We start from the raw sequence: 21851 nt of genomic DNA, 5'->3' as shown, positions 1-21851 counted from the left end.
CTTATGACAGCTGCAGCCGAAACGGCTGCAGCCGCTCCCAATCAAACTCGACCCCAATACCCGGCGCATCCGGCGCCATTGCCAAATGCTGTTCAAGTTGCAGGGGCTGCTTGGTGTATCGGTCAATCGGAAAACTATGCACTTCAAGCCATCCGCCATGGGCTTGGCCGCTCACCAAAGACACGTGTAATTCTTGCATCCCATGACTGCAAATCGGCACGCCAGAGCGCGCGCTCTCAGCCGCCACGCGCAGCCAGCCCGTGATGCCCCCACAATTTGACGCATCAGGCTGAACAAAGCCCAACCGGCTTTGCGCCAACGCCATTTGGAACTCTTCATGTGTATGCAAGTTTTCACCCTGCGCAACCGCGATGCCGGTCGCCTTGGAAATTTCCGCATAGCCCGCAAAATTTTCAGGTATAATCGGCTCTTCAAACCACAAAATATTTTGATCGCGCACCGCCTTGGCAAGCGCAATCGCCTGCGCCACATTCAGCGCATAATTGGCGTCAATCATGAAGTGAATGTCGGGCCCGATTAACGCGCGAACCGCGCGGATCCGCGCAACATCTTCCTCAAGACTGGGTTGTCCCACTTTGATTTTCACAGCATTAAATCCAGCCGCCAAATAAGCCTTAATATGACCGCATAATTTTGGCAGTGGAAAGGCCAGATCAATCCCGCCCGCATAGGCTTTGCAACGGTTGCCTGCGCCACCTGCCATCCGCCAGAGCGGCAAACCCGCTGCTTTGCAGCGCAAATCCCAAAGCGCGATATCAACAGCAGAAATCGCAAAGCTCACGATGCCCCCGCGCCCGACATAATGCATATGCCACAGCATTTGCTCATACAAGCTTTCGATATCCGTGCTGCAGCGCCCAACTAAAAATGGCGCTAAATCGTTCCGAAGCAGCGCAAGAATCGCATGGCCTCCGCGCCCGCCCGTATAGGTATAACCGGTGGCGCGGCGCCCATCTGCCAAACAGATGGTGACGCAGATTAGCTGGAAATGGCTATGCGCCCCATGTTTGGCATCCACTAACACCTCATCAAGCGGCACCTCAAAAAGCGCCGCCTCTAAATCAACGATCTGGGTATTCTCCCTCACGCTGCGATCACCTTACAGATGCGCGCATTCCGGCACCGGGCTGATCACGCTGCCCGAGGCAAGGTGATTGAGTATATTATCAACCGTGAGATTTCCCATCGCCGCGCGGGTTTCCACAGTGGCGCTTCCCACATGCGGCAACAAGGCCACATTTGACAGCGCCCGCAAAGTTTCGGGCACTTTCGGCTCTTGCTCGAATACATCTAGCCCGGCCCAGCCAAGGCGCCCGTCTTGCAAGGCTGCAATCAGAGCCTCTTCATCCACAACCGACCCACGGCTCACATTGATCAAAGTGCCGTTAGGACCCAGAGCATTCAACACGTCTGCGTTGACAAGATGCCGCGTCGCGGGCCCGCCCGGAGTGATGCAAACCACCACATCGCTTTGGCGCGCCATATCGATAAGACTATCACAATAGATGTATTCAACCGGCTTTGCGCTGCGCGAGTGATAAAGAATTTTAGCGTTAAACGGAGCGAGTTTCTGGGCAATGGCCTGCCCGATCCGACCCATGCCCAAAATACCAACAGTTTGGTTATCTGCTGAGCGCGACAAGGGCGCATTGCCCTCGCGCTCCCACGCGCCCGAGCGCACATGCGCGTCTTCTGCCAAAAAGTTTCGATAGCATGCAAGCATCAGCAAAAGCGCTGTGCTCGCCACTTCGGCGTTCAACACATTCGGCGTATGCGTGACATGAATGCCGCGTGCGGCAGCGGCGGCGGTGTCGATCGCATCATAGCCCACCCCGTAGCAGCTGATCACTTTCAAATTGGGCATCGCCTCCATATAGGCGGGCAAAATCCCATCATGACCATTCGTGGCGACGTAAGAAATTTTATCACCATGCTCTGCCAACCAGGCGATTGGATCTGCGATATCCGCCAATGCGTGGATGGTGAATTTCTCAGAAAGGCGATGCAGCATCTCTTCAGTTGCGCCGCCGATCAGCAAAAGATCCGGCATGCTCATGCGTCTTCCACAACACTTTGACGCTGCGATCCAAGGCCTTCAATCGCCAGCTCCATCACATCGCCGCGCTTGAGATAGATCGGCTGCGGCTTGATCCCCATCCCAACGCCAGGGGGCGTTCCGGTGCTGATCACATCACCTGGGTGCAAAGACATCAACCCAGAAAGATGTTCAATTATCTCCGCTACGGAAAAAATCATTGTGTTGGTGTTGCCTGTTTGCATACGCGTGCCGTTCACATCCAAGCTCATCGCTAAATTTTGTGGATCTGCAATTTCGTCACGCGTGACCAACCACGGGCCGGTTGGCCCGAATGTGTCGCAGGATTTCCCCTTCGTCCATTGCCCCGTAAGCGAGGTTTGAAAATGACGCTCAGACACATCATTGATAACGCAATAGCCAGCCACATAATCAAGCGCCTCTTCTTGCGAGACATATTTGGCCGTTTTACCGATCACCACGCCCAGCTCGACTTCCCAATCTGTATGGGTTGATCCGCGCGGCATCGACACATCATCGTTTGGGCCCACAACCGCCGAAGTGGCTTTGGCAAATAAAATTGGATGTTCGGGAATTGCGGCGCCAGTTTCCGCCGCGTGATCAGAATAATTCAAACCGATACACAGAAATTTCCCAATGCTTCCAACGCACGCGCCCAAGCGCGGGCTGCCATCAACCAATGGCAGGTTGTTCGGGTCGAGCGCGCGTAATTTTTCCAGCTCTGCATCTTGCAGCGCGGCCCCGGCAATGTCAGCAACATGCGATGACAGATCTCTAAGATCCCCATTTTGATCGATCAAACCGGGTTTTTCCGCACCGATGGCCCCATAACGAACAAGCTTCATTCTCTATCTCCTAATGGTTGTCGCGCGGCACATATTTGCGCGCAATATCTCTGTAATTATCGGCATCTTTCAAAATCATACCTTCGTCAAAGCGGCCTACCTTTTCGCGGAACAGCTCTTGCCAGGGCGAATGGTTCTCTGGGTAGGGATAGCCTTCGGCCTCAAAGGCGCGGGCGCGCTCTGCCAACTCGTCCAAAGGTACCAGCATATCCGCCGAGCATTTTTTAAGATCAATGCGGACGCGATCGCCGGTTTTCAAAAGCGCCAGCCCGCCGCCAGCCGCCGCTTCTGGCGAGGCATTTAAAATTGAAGGACTTCCTGATGTGCCCGATTGACGGCCATCGCCAATACAAGGCAGCGCCTCAACGCCTTTTTTCAACAAATAGGCAGGCGGGCGCATATTGACCACTTCGGCGCCCCCCGGATATCCAATCGGCCCCGTACCACGCATGAAAAGAATACAGGTCTCATCAATATTTTCCGCAGGATCATCAATGCGATGGTGAAACTCCTCGGGCCCATCAAACACAATAGCCCGGCCTTCAAACGCGTCTGGGTCCTCGGGATTTGACAGGTAGCTTTGCCGAAAATTATCGCTGATCACCGAAGTTTTCATGATCGCGCTGTCAAACAAGTTCCCCGATAAATTAATAAACCCGGCTTGCGCTTTAATGGGCGCGCTCACAGGTTTGATCACATCTTGGTTTTCGCTGCGCCGGTCGGAGCAATTATCGCCCATGGACGCGCCATTGACGGTAAGCGCTTTGGGATGCGGCAACAAACCAGCTTCGAGCAACTCTCCAACAACCGCTGGGACGCCGCCCGCCCTTTGATAATCTTCACCCAGATACTCCCCCGCGGGCTGCAAATTCACCAAAAGCGGAATCTCATGACCAATGCTCTGCCAATCATCATTGTTCAATGGCACGCCAAGATGGCGCGCAATCCCGTTCAAATGGATCGGCGCATTGGTAGAGCCGCCAATCGCAGAATTGATTACGATCGCATTTTCAAAGGCCTCACGCGTCATCACATCGCTTGGCCGCAGGTCTTCCCACACCATATCGACGATCCGCAAACCAGTTTCATAACTGATTTGTCCGCGTTCGCGATAGGGCGCCGGAATCGCTGCAGAGCCGGGCAATTGCATGCCCAACGCTTCGGCCAAAGAATTCATCGTGGTGGCGGTGCCCATCGTATTGCAGTAGCCAACCGAAGGTGCGGCGCTGGAAACCAGCTCCATAAAACCATCATCATCAATGTCGCCCGAGGCCAACATCTCGCGTGCCTTCCAAACGATGGTGCCCGAACCGGTCCGCTCGCCGTTGAACCAGCCATTTAACATCGGCCCGACCGAAAGCGCGATGGCCGGGATATTCACCGTCGCGGCCGCCATGAGCAGCGCAGGGGTAGTTTTATCGCAGCCAATATTCAGCACAACGCCATCAAGCGGATAGCCAAATAAGGTTTCCACAAGCGATAGATAGGCCAAATTGCGGTCTAACATCGCGGTTGGACGCTTGCCGGTTTCTTGAATCGGGTGAACAGGAATTTCAATCGGTGTGCCGCCGGCCGCGATGATTCCGTCGCGCACGCGCTTGGTCAGCTCGAGGTGGTGGCGGTTGCACGGGCTAAGATCGCTGCCCGTTTGGGCGATCCCAATGATAGGTTTGCCCGATTGCAGTTCTTTTCGCGTCAGGCCGTAATTCAAATACCGCTCTAAATAAAGCGCTGTCATTTCGCGGTTATCCGCATTCATGAACCATTTACGTGATCTTAAGTCTTCAATTTGAATTTTTTTCATAAGTTTATCCTGACCATCCGCCATCAATGATATGGGCTTGCCCTGTGGTAAAGGCACTTTCATCGCTGGCAAGATACACCACCAGCGCCGCAATTTCTTCTGCTTTTGCAATCCGTCCCATCGGTTGGCGCGCAATAAAGGCTTTCATTGCCGCCTCGTAATCACCAGTGGCATGCAAGCGATCATGCAAGCTCGGGCTTTCAACCGTGCCCGGGCAGATCGCGTTGCAGCGGATCCCTTTGGTAATGTAATCGATTGCAACCGATTTTGTGAGGCCCAGAACCGCCGCCTTCGTGGTGCCATAGACAAACCGGTTTGGCGCTCCGATAACCGAAGAACAGGCTGAAGACATATTGATAATAGAGCCCGATCCGCGCTCTAACATACCCGGCAAAGCCGCCCGCACGGTCCGCAACATCGAGCGCACATTCAGATCAAAAGCGAATTCCCAATCTTCATCGCTGGCCTCTAACACGGTGCCATTATGCACAAAACCAGCGCAATTGAACAACACATCGGGCTGCGCCACTTCAACGCCCGCCGCCACAGAAGCCTCTGAGCGGACATCTAATTCAAACGCCTCTAATCGGCCGGTCGCCTCAGATTTCAACTGCGCCAAACCTTCGGGGTTTATGTCAGTGGCGAACACCTCAGCGCCCTCAGCCGCCATCGCCAAAGCCGCCGCTCGGCCGATCCCTTGACCCGCCGCCGTCACCAAAACGCGTTTATTTTTCAACCTGTTACCAGCCATACACTTCCCCCCATTGCCCGTGCTAAAACCCAATATTTTTTGGGCAACGCAACCTTCGCTTCGCTGTGACTAACATCAGATGCACGAACACTCAACAGTTACGGAACGCGGCCACAACAACCTGCAAATCCTGAGTGACATCCGAAATTTCATCTCTATTGTAACGGTGGAAAGAACAAAATGAGGATGCCATGTCGGAAATATCAAAGGTCGCATTTCTAGGAACAGGTCTTATGGGGTTCCCAATGGCTAGGAACTTATCTGCCAATGGTATCACCCTGAGCGCTTGGAACAGATCTGCTGAAAAAGCGATTGGGCTATCTGGCTTTGGTGTGCATGTAGCGACAAGCGCCGCAGAGGCAGTTAAAAATGCAGATATAATCATTTCAATGGTGTCAGACGGCCCGACCGTGGCTTTGATCTTAGACGACGCGGCCTTGCAAAAAGCGCTCAAACCCGACGCAGTCTGGGTGGATATGTCCAGCACGAAACCAGAAGAAGCGCGCGCCCAAGCGGCGCGTTTGCGCGCTTTTAACATCCGACATTTAGACGCGCCAGTTTCAGGCGGCACCAAAGGGGCCGAGGCCGGCAGTCTTGCGATTATGGTTGGGGGGGCTGCAGAAGATTTTTCTCAAGTTCAAGATGTTCTGGCCGGTATGGGCCGGCCAACCCATGTGGGCCCCTCGGGCGCTGGGCAATTGGCAAAACTGGCGAACCAGGCCATCGTTGCCGTTACAATCGGCGCGGTTGCCGAAGCCATGCTGCTGCTCGAGCGCGGCGGGGCCGATCCGGCAGCGGTGCGCGCAGCCTTGCAGGGCGGCTTTGCCGATAGCGTTATTCTTCAACAACATGGAGAGCGTATGACGACGGGCAATTTTGTGCCGGGCGGGCCTGCTAAATTTCACCTCAAAGATCTGAATAACGGGCTGAATGAAGCCGCGCAGCTTGGCGTGACCTTACCCGTCACGCAGCATATCCGAGATCGCTTTGAACATTTGGTTGAGCATATGGGTGGCGCAGATACCGACCATTCTGGCCTGTATTTGGAATTGCTCGAGCATGGACAAAACAAGCCATGACAAAAATCTTGATCCTTGGTGGCGGCGGTATGGTGGGGCAAAAGCTGGCAAATCACCTTTTGGCCAGTGGCTTGCCCGGCCATAAGGCGCTGGACATTACGTTGTTTGATATGGCCTTCCCCCTCAAGCAAGACGGGCGTCTGCGCTGTATAACCGGCTCTTTAACCGATGCGCAAAATATTACCATGCTTGCCCAATTGCGCCCCGATATCGTCTTTCATCTGGCGTCGATCGTTTCGGGCGAAGCCGAAAGCAATTTCGACGCTGGCTGGCAGGTCAATATGTTCACAATGTGGCATTATCTAGAAGCGCTGAAGGCGCTTCACATCGAGTCCAACCGAGCCTATGTGCCAAAAATTATTTTCACCTCCTCGATTGCAGTGTTTGGCGGCCCGTTTCCGGAACAGATTGACGATACGTTTTTAAGCGCCCCTCAAACCAGCTATGGAGCTCAAAAAGCTTCCTGTGAATTGCTGCTGTCAGATTTTAGCAGAAAAGGGTTTGTAGACGGGATATCCTTGCGCTTACCAACGATATGCGTGCGCCCCGGCAAAGCCAATCTGGCCGCCTCATCGTTTTTTTCAGGGATCATACGCGAGCCTTTAAATGGCCAAAAAGCAATTTTACCCGTGGATGAAAGCGTGCGTCATTGGCACGCTTCTCCGCGCGCAGCCGCGGGGTTTTTACGGCATGCCGCAACGTTAGACAGCGGGCTTTTGGAAAATCGACGCGCGCTCAACCTGCCAGGCGTAAGTTGCACAGTGGAAGAGCAAATAGAGGCGCTGCGCCGCGCTGCGGGTCAATCGGTCATTAAATTGATTGAGCGGCAACCTGATGACACGATCATTAATATCGTTTCCTCCTGGCCTCGAAATTTCACAGCAAAACGTGCGCGTGCGCTGGGCTTTCAAGCAGAAGCGAGTTTTGATGAGATCATCGCGACCTATATCCAGGATGATTTGCCCAACGCCAGCAAAGCCAGCGCTGATTAAAATGGAAACTTGTTAATATGGAAGCTTGGGCAGCTCGGGCGGCATGTCAAACACCAAGTTTCTTTCTAAGTGGCTATAAATACGAGACCGGATCAACGCCTCATCTCGCATCAGAGCAGCATCTAAAATTCCCTGATGCTGCTCAATATTTTCGACCACGAAGACAAATTTCTTATCTGAATTAAAAACTTGCTGACGAAATCGCTGATAGATCATCGCGTGCGTGGCTTTGAGCACATCTGATCCACAATCTGAAATGAGAGTCTCATGAAACGCTTGCTCGGCTTTTGCCCAAAGAATGAAAAGCGGCATATGATCAGCGCTTCCACGCACTCTTTTTTCGATATGCGATAATTTATGATGCGCCGCCGTCAGGCGAGATTCCCAATCAATACCGCCCTGACGAATCGACAAACAAGCCCCCTCGCATTCAAGCAAAATACGCAGATGCGTTAGCTCATGTTGCGCTTGATCGGTTGGAATTGGAACGCGAAAGCCACGCTGCTCTTGAAAAGACACCAAGCCAACGGTGGATAATCTGAATAAAGCCTCTCGAATGGTGCTGGCCGAACAATTATAATCATGGCGCAAAACGCTGGGTTTTAATTTCGTATTCGGCGTCAACCCACCTGAGGTTACCCGCAGACGCAGGCCTTCGTAAATATCGCTTTCATCATCCATGCCAGGCTCTCTTACTGTGTTCTAATCATGGTATAATATTATTATTTTATCAAAATCACGAAATTTTCAAGAAATTAAATAAAAACTTGAAGAAACAGATTAAGCCCTCTAGGCTTTCTTGTGTTGATTCAAGGCCAGAGCACCTTCGGCTCTGGATAATTCGGCTATAAATGTCTGGGAGGACATCATGAAACTAGTAAAAAAGGTAGCCTATGCTGCCGGTATCGCAGCCATGGCTGCAACAACTGCATCCGCAGCAACCAACCTGCGCATTCAAACGCATTTCTCTGAAGAAAGCCCTAACGGTAAGCTTGCGGCGCAATTTATCGACAATGTGCAAACAATGTCTGGCGGTGAGATCTCGATCGAGATGTATTATTCATCTTCAGTGGTGTCTTCTGTGGAAACATTCGACGCCGCAGCCACAGGTGTTTTGGATTGCGACATGACAGGTGGTGCTTACCAAACAGGTAAGAACCCTGCGTTCCAATTCGTTGGCGACATCATGGGCGGATACGACTCACCATGGGATCAGTATAGCTGGCTCTATAACGGTGGTGGTTACGAGGCAGCACAAGAGCTCTACAACAAATATGACATGCAGTTCATCGGCTGGTGGATCCCAGGCATGGAAAGCCTGTCTTCTTCAAAACCAATCCGTAACGCAGAAGATTTCAAAAACTGGAAATTCCGGTCACCTCCAGGCATGGCAACTATGATTTTTGACAATCTTGGCGCCTCACCCATCGTGATGGATTTCACCGAAATCTTCACCGCTTTGGAAACTGGTATCATTGATGGAGCGGATGCATCAAACATCGCCACAAACGTTAGCTTGGGCCTGTATGACATCGTGAAGCACACAAACTATCCTGGCTTCCACTCAATGCCATCTGACCACTTGGCCTGTAACAAAGCCGTTTGGGATGGCATGCCCGAAGCGCACCGCCGCATCATGAATGTTGCGATGGAGTCACTGGCTTTCCAAACCTCAATGCAGGTGGGCAAAGGCATGACTGCAGCAGCCTCCAAACTGCGCGGTGAAGGTGTAACCTTGCATGACTGGTCTCCTGCAGACCGGGCCAGCTTCCGCGCCGCAGCACAAGCCGCATGGAGCGATTTCGCAACCACGCCAGAAGCGAAAGCTCTGCTTGCGAGCCACGTGACATATCTGAAAGAGCTGGGTCTGGTAGACTAAGTCTTCATGACAGATAATTAACCGAAAACGGGGCCCTGCGGGGCCCCGTTATCCGAACAGGCCAAAACCTAAAAAGTAAGAAAAAAGGTGAGTTGGGCTTCCCAATGGAAATAACCAAAATCACCAGCCATATTCTGCAATATGACATGCCGCAGACGCTGGGCTATTCTCAACAGTTTTATAACAAACGCACCGCGCATCTGATCGAAGTCGAAACCGACGAAGGTCTTACGGGTTGGGGGGAATGCTTTGGCCCGGGCAATATTGCGCTTGCGAACCGCACCATCGTGCAAGATGTGATTCAACCCATGATCTTGGGCCACTCTCCGCTTGATCGGGATGTCTTGTGGCACAAAACCTATAATCTGATGCGCGACCACGGACAAAAGGGCATGCCGATGCAGGCCTTATCTGGGGTTGATATCGCGCTGTGGGATATTGCCGGAAAAGTCGCGAACTTACCGCTTTATCAACTGATCGGCGGCGCGCATCGCCAACACATTCCCGTCTATGGATACGGCATGATGCTGCGCCCAGAGCCACTTGAAGATTTGACGGTCCGCTTTCAAGAAGAAGCGCGCGCGATCAAAGATATGGGCTTCGTTGCAACAAAAATGAAAGTGGGCTTGGGGCCCCGTGCAGATATAAAACTGGCGGAAGCGGTGCGGCGCGGCATTGGCGATGATTTTAGGTTCATGGTGGATGCAAATCACTGCTATACAACAAGCGATGCATTTGAAGTAGGGCGCGCCTTGGAAGATCTTGACGCCTATTGGTTTGAAGAACCGATCGCGCCGGAGGACCTGCAAGGTTATCGCGAATTGCGCGCGGGCCTAAACGTGAATATTTCAGGCGGTGAAGCCGAATTCAACAGATGGGGCTGGCGCAGCCTGCTTGAATCGCGCGGGCTGGATATAGCCCAGCCGGAAGTTTGTGCCCTAGGGGGCATATCTGAATATTTGCGGGTATTAGCGCTGTGCCACGCGCATTTCACGCCGGTGGTCAATCATGTCTGGGGTTCGGCGGTTGCGGTTGCAACCAATATGCACTTACTCGCGTCCATGCCAGATTTGCCCGGCGGGATGAACCCTTGGGAGCCAATGTTGGAATTTGACACAACAGATAATAAATTCCGCGATGAATTGTTGGAAACGCCGTTAGAAATTCAAGCGCAAGTTGCCCGAACCAATGGCTATATTGCGCTACCAGAGGGCCCAGGCCTTGGGATCACACCAGACAGAGACTTTTTGCAATACTTTGCACTATAATTAACGTAGCCTCACCAAGAGGCGCGAGGGGAGAAAACGCATGCAGGGAACCACGGTTAACCACAAGGAATGGTATATACCAGCCGCCTTTATCATTTGTTTTGCCTGGCAATGCTGGCACTTCCCCTATTTCATCCTGGATTTTTTCACACCAGAAGACAAATCGCTGTTTGACCAGCTCTCTGCTCAAATGATCCGCAATGATGTGACGCCGAACCTGCCGGGTTTATTTGGCGGGTTCGCCGATATTGTAGATTGGCTCACGCTGATTGCGCTTCCTATTTTGCTGGTTTTTGGCTTCTTCACGGTTGAACGGGCGCGCATGGAATTCGAACATTGGCGCCCTGTGGATCGGATCGCTGTTTTCATCGGTCGCATCACGATGGTGCAAATCGTCGTGCTGACCAGTGTGATGATCTACGAAGTGTTCATGCGCTACGTTGTCGAAGCGCCTACATTATGGGCCAATGAGCTGTCATTATGGGTGGCCAGCTTTGTGTTTTTATGCGCAGGGCTTTACGCGATGCAGCAGCGCAGCCATATCAGAATTTTCTTGCTTTACGACGTTTTACCACGCGCTTTACAGCGTGTCTGCGACACGATATCAACCAGCCTCATCGTTATTTTTGCTTTCTTTTTATGTTACGGTGGGTACGGGGAATCTTTCAAAAAGTTTTACAGCTGGGAAACATTTGGCACCGCCTTTGACCCTCCGATACCCGCAACCTTAAAGCCATTTATTTTGGTCATGGTGTCTTTGGTGGCATTGCAATCTGTGTTTAACCTGTTTTCTGACTGGAAGCTTGAACCAGTAAAGCATTCAGCAACAGACGATATAGAAGATGAAATTGAAACACTGAAACGCAACGTGGGATCAAACTGATGGATATCGGAACTATTTCTCTGGTCTTGTTAATAGGCCTGTTTATTTTACTGGCCATTGGCATGCCTCTGGGCTTGGCCTCGGCTATTTTAGCCGTTTTGGTTTTGGTTATGAAGTTTGAACCTGCCCTTTTGTCGAACCCGCTCAGCTTCGGGTGCCCTGACTGGTATACTGAGGCAAATCCCGGCGTACGATGTACGCTTACCGGGAGGCCGGGGGCGGGAGCCCTGAATATCCTGCAGCAAAAAATCTACGGCGTTATGACCAGCTATGTTTTGATTTCGGTGCCCCTGTTCATCTTCATGGCCTCGCTGTTGGAACGTTCGGGCATTGCCAAAGATATGTATAGCTCTTTGAATGTTTGGCTGAACGGAACCCGTGGCGGCATTGCAATCGTGACCTCGATCATGGCCGTGATTATGGCCGCAATGTCGGGCATTATTGGTGGGGAAGTGGTGCTGCTGGGATTGATTGCCTTGCCACAAATGCTCCGGCTTGGCTATAATCAAAACCTCGCAATCGGAACAATCTGCGCCTCGGGATCTTTGGGCACGATGATCCCCCCCTCGATCGTTTTGATTATGTATGGGTTGATCACAGAGACCTCGATCAAAGCGCTGTTTACCGCAGCGTTTTTACCCGGTTTCATGTTGGCAAGCTTCATCATCATCTACATCATTATTCGAACCCAAATCCGCCCAGAAGATGCCCCGTTGCCCAAGCCTGCTGAAGGCGAGCCGCAGGGGTATGACAAATTGAAACTGTTCATCGCGTTTTTGAATGTTGTCTTTTTTGGCGCTGTAACCGCATTATTCTTGCGGGCCTTGTTCTTCACGGTAACGGGCCAAAACGCACCCTTGGATGACGCCATAGAGCCCATCTTCTTAGGAACTGCGGATTACCTTCCATGGTTTGCCGGCTATATCATTGCCTCTGTGCTGATCGCGTTTTTTGGCTTTGGCCGCGAGCGCTCTGCATTGGCCTGGGAAATGGGCAAAGGGTTGGTTGCGCCTATGGTCGTGATCGGCGTGGTTCTTGGATCAATTTACGGTGGCATTACAGGCATTACAGAAGCGGCAGGCATGGGCGCGATTGCGGTTTTGATCATCGCCATATTACGCGGCGAAGCCAATTTTGAGCTGGTCTGGGACAGCCTAATGCGCACGATGAAATCAACCGGAACCATCATTTGGGTGACCATCGGCGCCGCAGCGCTTGCAGGGGCCTATACGATCGCGGGTGGCCCGCGTTTTGTGGCAGATCTGATCGTTGGCTCCGAAATGCCCACGATGCTGGTTCTTCTTTCTATGATGTTCATTCTCTTGATCATGGGCGCTTTTATGGATTGGGTTGGGATTGTTTTGCTGATCATCCCGGTCTTTTTGCCGATCGTTTTGCGCCTGCCTATTCAAGAAATTGGCATTTTTGGTGAATTGAATCCGCGCCATGTGGCAACTTGGTTTGGGGTATTATTCTGTATGAATATGCAGGTCAGCTTCTTATCACCACCCTTTGGGCCGGCCGCATTTTACCTCAAATCAGTGGCGCCTGCGCATATTTCGCTGACCGATATTTTCAAAGGGTTTTTACCCTTTATCGGCATCCAGCTGATAGCCTTATCAGTCTTGCTGATCTGGCCACCGATTGTTTCAGTTTTGTTATAGGAAAGGCAGCGGCATATGTTGAGCCCAGATCAACAAAACGCATTTGAAGAAAATGGGTATCTGGTTGTTCCAGATGTTCTAACCTCTCAAGAGTTGGCGCATATTCAAAGCGAATATGCGCAGCTCTTAGAGGGGCTCTATCACAAATGGTTCAAAGACGGGCGCGTTAAAACTGCGCCCGAAACCTTAGATTTCTGGCAAAAACTGGCGCTGTCTTACGAAGCCGGCTGCGATTGGTTTCAACCTCTGGATATCAGCTTGCCAGGGGATCAAATTTTTCCCGATACGCCCATGCATTTTGGGCCTGCTGTCTTTGCTATGATCACGCATCAACGGGTTTTAAAAATCGTTGAAGATCTGATTGGGCCTGAAATCACGTCAAATCCGATTCAGCATGTGCGGATCAAACCGCCCAGCAAGCGCTTGGCTGAGGGTGAGATCAGGGCCCATATTACCAAAACAGATTGGCACCAAGATCGCGGCGTCGCGCTCGAGGAAGCTGATCAGACGGATATGATAACGGTTTGGGTTGCGATCACGGATGCCACCCAAGACAATGGTTGCCTAAAGGTTATTCCAGGCAAGCATAAAAAAATGCTTCCCCATTGCCCGAAAACCCAAACCGCCATCGCCGATGGCTGGATCAACGAGGCGGATGCCAAAGCCTTACCAGTGAAGGCGGGCAGCCTGGTTATTCTACATCCGCTGATACCGCATGCCTCCTTGCCCAATCATACGAATGGCTTTAGATGGTCTTTCGATCTGCGCTATAACGTAACCGGCCAACCGACGGGCCGATCACATTTCCCAGATTTTATCGCTTACAGTCAAAGCCAACCCGAACGCGTTTTACAGGATTGGAAAGAATGGCGCGGTTTATGGGAAACAGCTCGCAGGAAACTTTCAAACGGGGAGCATATCCCGATCCATCGGTGGCAGTCGGATGCCCCGTTTTGCGCGTAAAGGTAGATTATGGATTTCATTCGGCTTGATTCTGCGGATAATGTTGTTACAGCCGCGGGCCGCCTGCCTGCAGGGCATATTGTTGAAACGACCAAAACCATTCAACCCATTCCCTCTGGCCATAAAATTGCCACCGCAGCGATTCCTTCTGGGGGAGAAATCCGCAAATACGCACAATTGATAGGCTATGCCGCAACAGATATCTCTGCCGGCGCGCATGTGCATGATCATAATGTGTCTTTCAGAAACACCGAAGCCTCATATGAGTTCAGCACCGATTTGCGGCCTGTTGATCTAATTGCATCAGAGCAGCAAGACAGTTTTATGGGCTTTCGCCGCGAAAATGGCAGCATTGGCACCCGCAATTATATCGCCATCGTCACCTCGGTAAATTGTTCTGCAACCGCAGCGCGGATGATCGCAAACGCATTCACCCCTGAGGTCTTGGCAGACTACCCGAATGTTGACGGTGTGGCCGCGTTCGTTCATGGCACCGGCTGCGGAATGGCAGGGGATGGCGACGGGTTTGAAGCCTTGCAACGCGTCATGTGGGGCTATGCGCGCCACCCGAACCACGCTGGGGTTCTGATGGTCGGATTGGGCTGTGAAATGAACCAGCTTGATTGGTTGCTCGAAGCTTATGGCCTCAAACAAGGGCCGCTGTTTCAAACAATGAATATTCAATCTGTTGCCGGTTTAAAGCGCACCGTCGAGATCGGTATCGAAAAAGTGCGCGCCATGCTGCCGCTCGCCAATAAAAATACCCGCAGCCCCTGCCCTGCTGGCGCCTTGAAAGTTGCGTTGCAATGTGGCGGATCTGATGCATGGTCCGGCATTACGGCAAATCCCGCTTTGGGATATGCCTGCGATTTACTCGCCGCTCAAGGTGGCACTGGCGTTTTGGCAGAAACGCCCGAAATTTACGGGGCTGAGCATTTGCTCACGCGGCGGGCGGTGAACCAAGAAACCGGCGAAAAACTGATTAAACTGATCCGATGGTGGGAAGATTATACCGCTCGGAACAAGGGCAATATGGACAACAACCCAAGCCCCGGAAATAAAAAAGGCGGACTCACAACGATTTTGGAAAAATCGCTTGGCGCGGCCGCCAAAGGCGGCACCACACCGCTGACCGGAGTTTATAAATATGCCGAGCCGGTCACTGCATCTGGATTCACCTTTATGGACAGCCCGGGCTATGATCCAGCCAGCGTAACGGGACAAATAGCAGGCGGCTGCACCCTCGTCTGTTTCACGACTGGGCGCGGATCGGCCTTTGGCTCCAAACCAGCCCCAACGATCAAAATCGCGACCAATTCGGAAATGGCCGCGCGCATGTCCGAGGATATGGATATCGACGCCGGTAGTATTTTAAACGGCGGATGTTCTGTGGAAGAAAAGGGCCGGGAAATTTATCAGATGTTTTTAGACGTCGCCAGCGGCAAAACCAGCAAATCTGAACAGCAGGGATTGGGCGATTTCGAATTCGTTCCCTGGCAAATAGGAGCAGTAATGTGAAGCAGCTTTTGGTGCTTGGTGCTGGGCTGATCGGCGCGCGGCACGCCCAAGCAATCAAGGCCCATGCGGGGTGTAACCTTGTCGGTGTGGTTGAACCCAACCAAAGCCTATATCGAGACGCCAATGCCACCTATTTTTCAGATATATCGCAGGTCACAGCCCCCGTGGATGGGGTAATCATCGCCACGCCCACAAATTTGCACTGCGAGAATGGTATCTATGCAGCGCGCAAAGGCTGGGATATTCTTATCGAAAAGCCCGTCACCGCCAGTTTAGAGCAAGCCAAACAATTGTCGCAGGTGGTCCAAGAAAGCGGAGTCGCAAGCCTGGTGGGACATCACCGACGCTATCATCCCAGCGTTCAAGCGCTTAAATCGCTTGTTAAAGACAAAAAAATTGGCACCGCCGTAACGGCAAGCATGATTTGGGCAATGCGCAAACCAGATGCTTATTTTGAACAAAATTGGCGTAGCACAGAAGGCAGTCCGGTGATGATCAATATCGTTCATGATTTAGACCTGCTGCGGTTTATTTTTGGCGACATTGCCAAAATAACCGGCTTTGGGTCCTCTCAAATCCGCAATCAAGCCCGCGTGGAAAGCGGCGCCGCGGCTATTTTGTTCGAAACCGGAATGACAGCAAGCATTAGTTTTGCCGACACCGCCCCCAGCCCATGGGGGTTTGAGGCCGGCACGGGAGAGAACCCCAATATTGCAACAAGCCGCCAGGATATGCTTTGGATTACGGGAACACAGGGTGGGATTTCATTTCCCTCAATGACCCAATGGGGCGGAGCGGCAGATTGGTCAGAGACGCCGACACCGCGCAAATTGAAAATTGCAACGGCGGTGCCGCTGCAGCAACAATTGCAGCACTTTCTGGATGTGATGGCCGGCAAAGCCGAACCGCTGATCTCGGTCTTTGATGCAACCAAAACATTGGCAAATACACTGGAATTGGAAACCCTTTTGGCCCAACAAATTGAACCGATTTGAACGAGCTATTGCGAAAAAAAATAAGCCCATCACACCGGAGCCTGATCCCATGCCTGAGCAACTGACATCCCAGCAAATAAGGTTTTACGAAAAGAACGGATATTTGGTAATTGAAAATCAAATTCCCGACGCTTGGCTTGCTAAAATACGCGCCGAAATATTCCGTTTTGAAGAAGAGGCAGCTGAGCTTGAGCACAGCAATGACCGGCTCGACCTTGAAGACAGCCATACCCGCGCCGCGCCACGTTTGCGCCGGATTAAGCTGCCGCATCTGATCAGCACACTTTTTCATGAACTGATGCTGTCTGATCATATTTTGGGCCCAGCAAGAGATTTGATCGGACCGAATTTGCGCCTGCACACCAGTAAGCTGAATATGAAATCAGCCGGATATGGCGCGGCTGTGGAATGGCATCAGGATTATGCGTTTTACCCCCATACAAATGACGATATTTTGGCCATCGGTGTTATAATTGACGATATGAAAATCGAAAATGGGCCCTTGATGGTCTATCCAGGCAGCCAAAAAGGGCCTGTTTATGATCATCATGTTGAGGGTGTATTTGCCGGTGCAATGCTGCCCGAAGACAATGGTTTGAACGCCAATGATGCTGTGCCTCTAACGGGGCCGGCCGGGTCCATCTCAATTCATCATGGCCGGATGGTGCATGGATCCGCGCTGAACACATCAGAGCGGGCCCGGCGCATCTTATTTTACGAAATGATGGCTGCAGACGCGTTTCCCCTAATGGGATCAATGACGCGCTGGGATGGGATTGAAGAGTACAACACCCGCATGCTTTGCGGCACCCCAACTCTGAATCCGCGCCTAAAAGATATTCCCGTGCGCATCCCGCAACCCCAGCCCGATGTGCCAATTTCAATATATGAAATTCAAAAAGGCCTAAAAAAACGCGCGTTTGACGTGATTAAATAAGAAAGGAATAAAGATGCCAAATGAAAATATTGGGTTCATCGGCCTTGGCCTGATGGGATCTGCGATGGTCAGCAGATTGCAAGACTTGGATTATCAAGTGAGCGTCTGCGCCAATAAAACTCGGCCGAATATTGAGGCCGCAATCGCGCGCGGTGCCCATGAGGTTGAAACCGCATGCGCGCTTGCACAGACCAGCGATATTATTCTGCTCTGTATGGATACAAGCGCCAGCGTCGAAGCCAGAATGCGTGGCCCCGATGGCGTTATTGCTGGCCTGCAAACAGGTGCGATTGTGATTGATTTTGGCACGTCACTACCAGCCAGTACGCGGGCCTTGGGCCAAGAAGTGGCAGCGGCGGGGGGCTATTATTTAGATGCGCCTCTCGGGCGTACGCCGCAGCATGCCCTGATCGGCCAATTGAACATTATGGCAGCGGGCGATACCGCTGCGTATGAAAGAGCGCGGCCCGTCTTAAAAAACCTTGCCGAAAATGTATTCCATCTGGGAAATCTAGGGGATGGCCATTCCATCAAATTGATGAATAATTTTTTCGGGATGACGGTGGCCAACGCCATGGCAGAAGCCTTTGCCATGGCCGACCAGCTGGGCCTTGATCGTGACAAACTATATACAGCCATGTCGGCAGGCCCATTGCACAGTGGTATGATGGATTTTGTCAAAGCCTATGCCGTCGAAAAGGATCCCAACCAATTGGCGTTTTCAATCAAGAATGCTGCCAAAGATGTGGGATATTACACCCAAATGGCGCACTCAGCAGGCGTTGACAGCGTGATGTCGCAAGGCGCCCTTTCCGCCTTGGATACGGCCGTTGCCGAAGGTCGCGGTGAGCATATGGTCAGTCAAATGGTCGACTTCTATGCCGATCGGTTCGCCCGCTAGCTATGGCGCTGACCGCAATGGCAAACAGGGATAATCCCAGCCTGGGCATTCTTATGATGCTGGTGACCTATTTCCTTTTTTCCTTGGTGGATACCTCGGTAAAATGGTTGCTCTATGCCGGGCTTGGATCCTTTCAACTGGCCTTTATGCGCTATGCCTCGCATTTCGTTATCAGCCTAAGCACCATCGCTTGGGGCGGCGTCAGCCTGAGTAGATTTGCAACGCCACATTTGGGATTGGTGTTGTTTCGAGGCTTCTTATTGGTCAGCGCGACGGCGCTGAATTTTATCGTTTTGCGCTATCTGTCTTTAACGGTGGTGTCGGCGATCATGTTTTCAGCACCAATAATCGTTTGCCTTCTCTCTTGGCCGCTCTTGGGTGAGCGCGTTGGCCCGTGGCGCTGGTTTGCGATTATCTTAGGCTTTAGCGGTGTTCTCGTCGTCATTCGCCCTTTGGGAGAAAGCTTTCACTGGGCGGCTTTGCTCACTTGTTATAACGCCGTGGCGCTCGCGCTTTATTCGATCATCACCCGCCGCCTCTCTGGCCTCGTTGCCGCGGAAACCATGCAATTTTACATGGGGGCATTGGGCACCTTCAGCTTGCTGCCCTTAGCTTTTTTAGACTGGGCAACTCCAAGCTCCTTATTCGAATGGGTGTTGATGTGCGTGCTTGGGGTTTGGGCTTGGGCCGGGCATGGTTTATTAACGCGCGCGCATGGGCTGGCCCCCGCGAATACCTTAATGCCCTATACCTATAGTTTCATGATTTTTCTCACCATAGAAAGCTATATTGTTTTCGCAGAATTCCCTGACCGATGGACCTTGACCGGCGCATCTATCGTTGTCATCTCGGGTTTGATCATCTGGAAACGCGCAAAATTAAAAGAGGAAACGCAATGAAAATTGCCTGTATCGGTGAAGCCATGATTGAGCTGTCCTTTCGCGGCAGCACCCCAAGCATTGGCGTGGCAGGCGATACATTGAATACAGCGATATACTTAAAAAGAGCCGCTCCAAAGCTGCAAGTTGATTATATTACGCGCCTTGGCAGCGATCCTTTTTCAACCAAAATCAAAACATTTATCGCCGCGCAAAATATCGGCATAGAGGCAATAGAAACATCGCAAAAGCGGCATCCGGGCCTCTATGCAATTTCAACCTCGCCCAACGGAGAGCGCGCCTTTACCTATTGGCGCGCGCAATCTGCGGCACGGGAGCTGTTTCAAACGGCCAGTGGCGCAGAGTTTTCAGCCTTGAATGGCTATGATGCGCTTTATCTCTCAGGAATTACGCTGGCTATCCTGCCCGCAGATATCCGTCACGAGCTGCTTAATTTCCTAAAAACCAGCGATGCGCTCTTTGCCTTTGACAGCAATTACCGCCCCGCGCTTTGGGGTGATGCGCAAGAGGCACGTAAAACGATAAACAGCTTTTGGGAGATAAGTGATCTGGCCTTACCCTCGCTGGATGATGAAATGGAACTGTTTCAAGAAAACTTTGAAACCGTGCAAAAACGCTTCGCAGCTTATGGCAGCCTTGGGGCACTAAAACGCGGAGAAAAAGGCCCCCTGTCCTTGGGGGAGCGGATCTCTGCAACCCGCTACCCTGCCAGTCCGACCGTGGTGGATACAACGGCCGCAGGCGACAGCTTTAATGGCGCGTATTTGGGGGCGAAGCTCAGCGGTGAAAACCAAGAGAGGGCTTTGCAAAAAGGCCATGCTTGCGCGGCGCAGGTTGTGCAGGTGCATGGCGCTATTATTGACGCTTAAGCGGCGCAAGAAGTGATCTGGAATATGCTAAGCACAGGCGCGGCAGTGGTTTAGTGAAGATCCGAATAATTTTGAAGCTTTGACTGCAGCGCTTTAAACGCTTCTGATTTGATTTGAGACACCCGGCCCGGTGATAAATCCAAAACGGCGGCGATCTCATATGTGTTAAGATCTTCTACATAATAGAGTTGCATCACCATGCTTTGCTGTTTTGAAAGCATCTTTAGGGCATTTACCAATTCGACACGCAAATTTTGACTGTCTAATAGGCGTTCAGGTTCAATCGTCGGCGCGGCAAACACCATTGAATACTCATCATACGCCTGACTGAGGCTTTCAGAAACGTTTGCTTCAAACAGCTTTGTCCAACTATAAAACTCTTCCATCGATAAGTTCAGCGCCGCGGCAACTTCTTCATCCTTAGCCGTGCGCCCTAATGAAACGGCCAACTCGTTGCGCTTGCCATCGATCATCTGTTTGGCTTGAACCGTCGAACGGTTCAAATTTCCAGATCGGCGAATTAAATCGAGCATTGAACCTTTTATCCGGATGCTCGCATAATTTTCAAAGCTTGAACCTTCAACCGTGGTGTATTTTTGCGCTGCATCAACCAAACCTTCCAAGCCGGATTGCAACAAATCATCTAATTCAATAAAGCTTGAAACTTTCGCATGCATTTTAAACGCGATGCGCCGCACCAGACCCTCATGGCTACGCACGATGCTGTTTATATCTAATTTCATTTCTGCATAGCTTGTTTGTTTCAATGAAGAGAGCTCGCAAATAGTTCTTTAGGCACCTTATGCGGATTTGCATTATATTTCAAATTTAATAACTCGAACGTGATATTTTGCAGCGACATTGTTGCAAGCGACCGAAACTTTGAACCACCCTGCAAAGCTGGGGCAAAGCCGATAAATTTGGTTGCGATCTTCCGCCCATCCACGCGCTTGGTTTCGAGCGATGCATAAATTTCTGCTGCGCGATGCGCAGAATTCCCAAAATTTACGATAATGCCCAAATCAGGCAGCACATCACAATTCTGCGCCAACGCGCAAAAGGCCTCAATATCAGCGGCTGCGCTGGCCTCGTGTTGCAATAATAAAGCACAGCGATCCTTTGCCCCAAATCGTAGATCACAAGGATGCGCATCCATCAAAGAATGGTCAAACACCACAAAATCTGATTGTTCCGGTTTGCCCCACTGCGATCGAGCTGACAATCTGCGCAATTCACGCGCATTTGGCGATGGTGCGGCTTGATAGCGCTTTAGGGTTTTGCTTGGACAGGCTCCAGGACGTTGATATTCCATTTGTGTGGATCTACGGCTGTCTTGCGCGGGGGCCAATGCAGGCGCGCTGCGAATAGGGTCGTCTATACGCCGCGTGATCTCCATAGGCGCCAAATGCGCAGTTCCAAAAAACTGCTCAAGATGTTCAACCAAATTTTGCGAAAATACCGTTGGTTTATAGATATTTTTTTTACCGCTAAAAATATGGATATTTTCGAACATCAACTCTGCCTTCT

21 protein-coding genes are annotated in these 21851 nt (G+C 51.6%); 13 read left to right on the top strand and 8 right to left on the bottom strand.

From position 1 onward, the window contains the following. Position 1: 1 nt before the first annotated feature. From UM181_10115 to UM181_10095, 5 genes are read right to left on the bottom strand one after another with little or no spacing between them, the layout of a single operon-like run. The gene (locus tag UM181_10115) at positions 2 to 1108 is read right to left on the bottom strand and encodes a mandelate racemase/muconate lactonizing enzyme family protein (protein ID WQC61688.1); all 1107 of its coding nucleotides are present in this window, start codon (positions 1106 to 1108) and stop codon (positions 2 to 4) included. Positions 1109 to 1120: 12 nt separating this feature from the next. Further along, positions 1121 to 2071, bottom strand: a complete 951-nt coding sequence (locus UM181_10110) for a 2-hydroxyacid dehydrogenase (GenBank protein ID WQC64733.1) — start codon at positions 2069 to 2071, stop codon at positions 1121 to 1123. A gap of 2 nt (positions 2072 to 2073) precedes the next feature. After that, positions 2074 to 2922 (bottom strand): fumarylacetoacetate hydrolase family protein, encoded by an 849-nt coding sequence (locus UM181_10105; protein ID WQC61687.1) that lies wholly within the window; start codon positions 2920 to 2922, stop codon positions 2074 to 2076. A 10-nt stretch (positions 2923 to 2932) separates the two neighbouring features. Beyond that, the gene (locus UM181_10100) at positions 2933 to 4726 is read right to left on the bottom strand and encodes an IlvD/Edd family dehydratase (GenBank protein WQC61686.1); all 1794 of its coding nucleotides are present in this window, start codon (positions 4724 to 4726) and stop codon (positions 2933 to 2935) included. A gap of 4 nt (positions 4727 to 4730) precedes the next feature. After that, the gene (locus UM181_10095) at positions 4731 to 5477 is read right to left on the bottom strand and encodes an SDR family oxidoreductase (protein ID WQC61685.1); all 747 of its coding nucleotides are present in this window, start codon (positions 5475 to 5477) and stop codon (positions 4731 to 4733) included. A gap of 191 nt (positions 5478 to 5668) precedes the next feature. Between UM181_10095 and UM181_10090 the strand changes: the two genes are divergently transcribed. Beyond that, the gene (locus tag UM181_10090; GenBank protein WQC61684.1) at positions 5669 to 6556 is read left to right on the top strand and encodes an NAD(P)-dependent oxidoreductase; all 888 of its coding nucleotides are present in this window, start codon (positions 5669 to 5671) and stop codon (positions 6554 to 6556) included. After that, positions 6553 to 7548 carry a D-erythronate dehydrogenase gene (gene denD, locus UM181_10085; protein ID WQC61683.1) on the top strand — a complete coding sequence of 332 codons (996 nt, stop codon included), beginning with the start codon at positions 6553 to 6555 and terminating at the stop codon, positions 7546 to 7548. The genes UM181_10090 and denD overlap by 4 nt, the downstream gene beginning before the upstream one ends. Before the next feature lie 12 nt (positions 7549 to 7560). Here denD and UM181_10080 read toward each other — a convergent pair whose 3' ends face one another. Continuing rightward, positions 7561 to 8229, bottom strand: coding sequence for a GntR family transcriptional regulator (locus UM181_10080; protein ID WQC61682.1), 669 nt, complete (start codon positions 8227 to 8229; stop codon positions 7561 to 7563). A 187-nt stretch (positions 8230 to 8416) separates the two neighbouring features. Here UM181_10080 and UM181_10075 point away from each other — a divergent pair, with 187 nt between their 5' ends. From UM181_10075 to UM181_10025, 11 genes are all read left to right on the top strand, one after another. Further along, a complete protein-coding gene (locus UM181_10075) occupies positions 8417 to 9427 on the top strand; it encodes a TRAP transporter substrate-binding protein (protein WQC61681.1) in 1011 nt (336 codons plus the stop codon). Positions 9428 to 9531: 104 nt separating this feature from the next. Beyond that, positions 9532 to 10695: a mandelate racemase/muconate lactonizing enzyme family protein gene (locus tag UM181_10070; GenBank protein ID WQC61680.1), complete on the top strand. Its 1164-nt coding sequence runs from the start codon at positions 9532 to 9534 to the stop codon at positions 10693 to 10695. Between the two features lie 40 nt (positions 10696 to 10735). After that, positions 10736 to 11578, top strand: a complete 843-nt coding sequence (locus UM181_10065) for a TRAP transporter small permease (GenBank protein WQC61679.1) — start codon at positions 10736 to 10738, stop codon at positions 11576 to 11578. After that, entirely contained in the window at positions 11578 to 13242 is a 1665-nt protein-coding gene (locus tag UM181_10060) for a TRAP transporter large permease subunit (GenBank protein WQC61678.1), read from the top strand. Before UM181_10065 ends, UM181_10060 begins: the two co-directional genes overlap by 1 nt. A gap of 15 nt (positions 13243 to 13257) precedes the next feature. Continuing rightward, positions 13258 to 14205 carry a phytanoyl-CoA dioxygenase family protein gene (locus UM181_10055; protein WQC61677.1) on the top strand — a complete coding sequence of 316 codons (948 nt, stop codon included), beginning with the start codon at positions 13258 to 13260 and terminating at the stop codon, positions 14203 to 14205. A 9-nt stretch (positions 14206 to 14214) separates the two neighbouring features. Continuing rightward, on the top strand, positions 14215 to 15723 hold the full coding sequence (locus tag UM181_10050) for an altronate dehydratase family protein (protein ID WQC61676.1): 1509 nt from the start codon (positions 14215 to 14217) through the stop codon (positions 15721 to 15723). Continuing rightward, a complete protein-coding gene (locus tag UM181_10045; GenBank protein ID WQC61675.1) occupies positions 15720 to 16718 on the top strand; it encodes a Gfo/Idh/MocA family oxidoreductase in 999 nt (332 codons plus the stop codon). The genes UM181_10050 and UM181_10045 overlap by 4 nt, the downstream gene beginning before the upstream one ends. A 49-nt stretch (positions 16719 to 16767) precedes the next feature. Continuing rightward, positions 16768 to 17655: a phytanoyl-CoA dioxygenase family protein gene (locus tag UM181_10040; GenBank protein WQC61674.1), complete on the top strand. Its 888-nt coding sequence runs from the start codon at positions 16768 to 16770 to the stop codon at positions 17653 to 17655. Positions 17656 to 17668: 13 nt separating this feature from the next. Next, complete coding sequence (locus tag UM181_10035) at positions 17669 to 18556, top strand: NAD(P)-dependent oxidoreductase (protein ID WQC61673.1); 888 nt, start codon at positions 17669 to 17671, stop codon at positions 18554 to 18556. Positions 18557 to 18573: 17 nt separating this feature from the next. After that, complete coding sequence (locus tag UM181_10030; GenBank protein ID WQC61672.1) at positions 18574 to 19455, top strand: DMT family transporter; 882 nt, start codon at positions 18574 to 18576, stop codon at positions 19453 to 19455. Continuing rightward, entirely contained in the window at positions 19452 to 20324 is an 873-nt protein-coding gene (locus UM181_10025; protein ID WQC61671.1) for a sugar kinase, read from the top strand. The genes UM181_10030 and UM181_10025 overlap by 4 nt, the downstream gene beginning before the upstream one ends. A 50-nt stretch (positions 20325 to 20374) precedes the next feature. Here UM181_10025 and UM181_10020 read toward each other — a convergent pair whose 3' ends face one another. Next, on the bottom strand, positions 20375 to 21067 hold the full coding sequence (locus tag UM181_10020; GenBank protein WQC61670.1) for a sigma-70 family RNA polymerase sigma factor: 693 nt from the start codon (positions 21065 to 21067) through the stop codon (positions 20375 to 20377). A gap of 20 nt (positions 21068 to 21087) precedes the next feature. Next, complete coding sequence (locus UM181_10015) at positions 21088 to 21837, bottom strand: hypothetical protein (protein WQC61669.1); 750 nt, start codon at positions 21835 to 21837, stop codon at positions 21088 to 21090. Positions 21838 to 21851: the final 14 nt, after the last annotated feature.

The organism is Alphaproteobacteria bacterium US3C007 (assembly GCA_034423775.1).
Classification (GTDB): domain Bacteria; phylum Pseudomonadota; class Alphaproteobacteria; order Rhodobacterales; family Rhodobacteraceae; genus Thalassovivens; species Thalassovivens spotae.
Note: the sequence above shows the minus strand (reverse complement) of the source record. Positions and strands in the feature narration are given on the sequence as shown.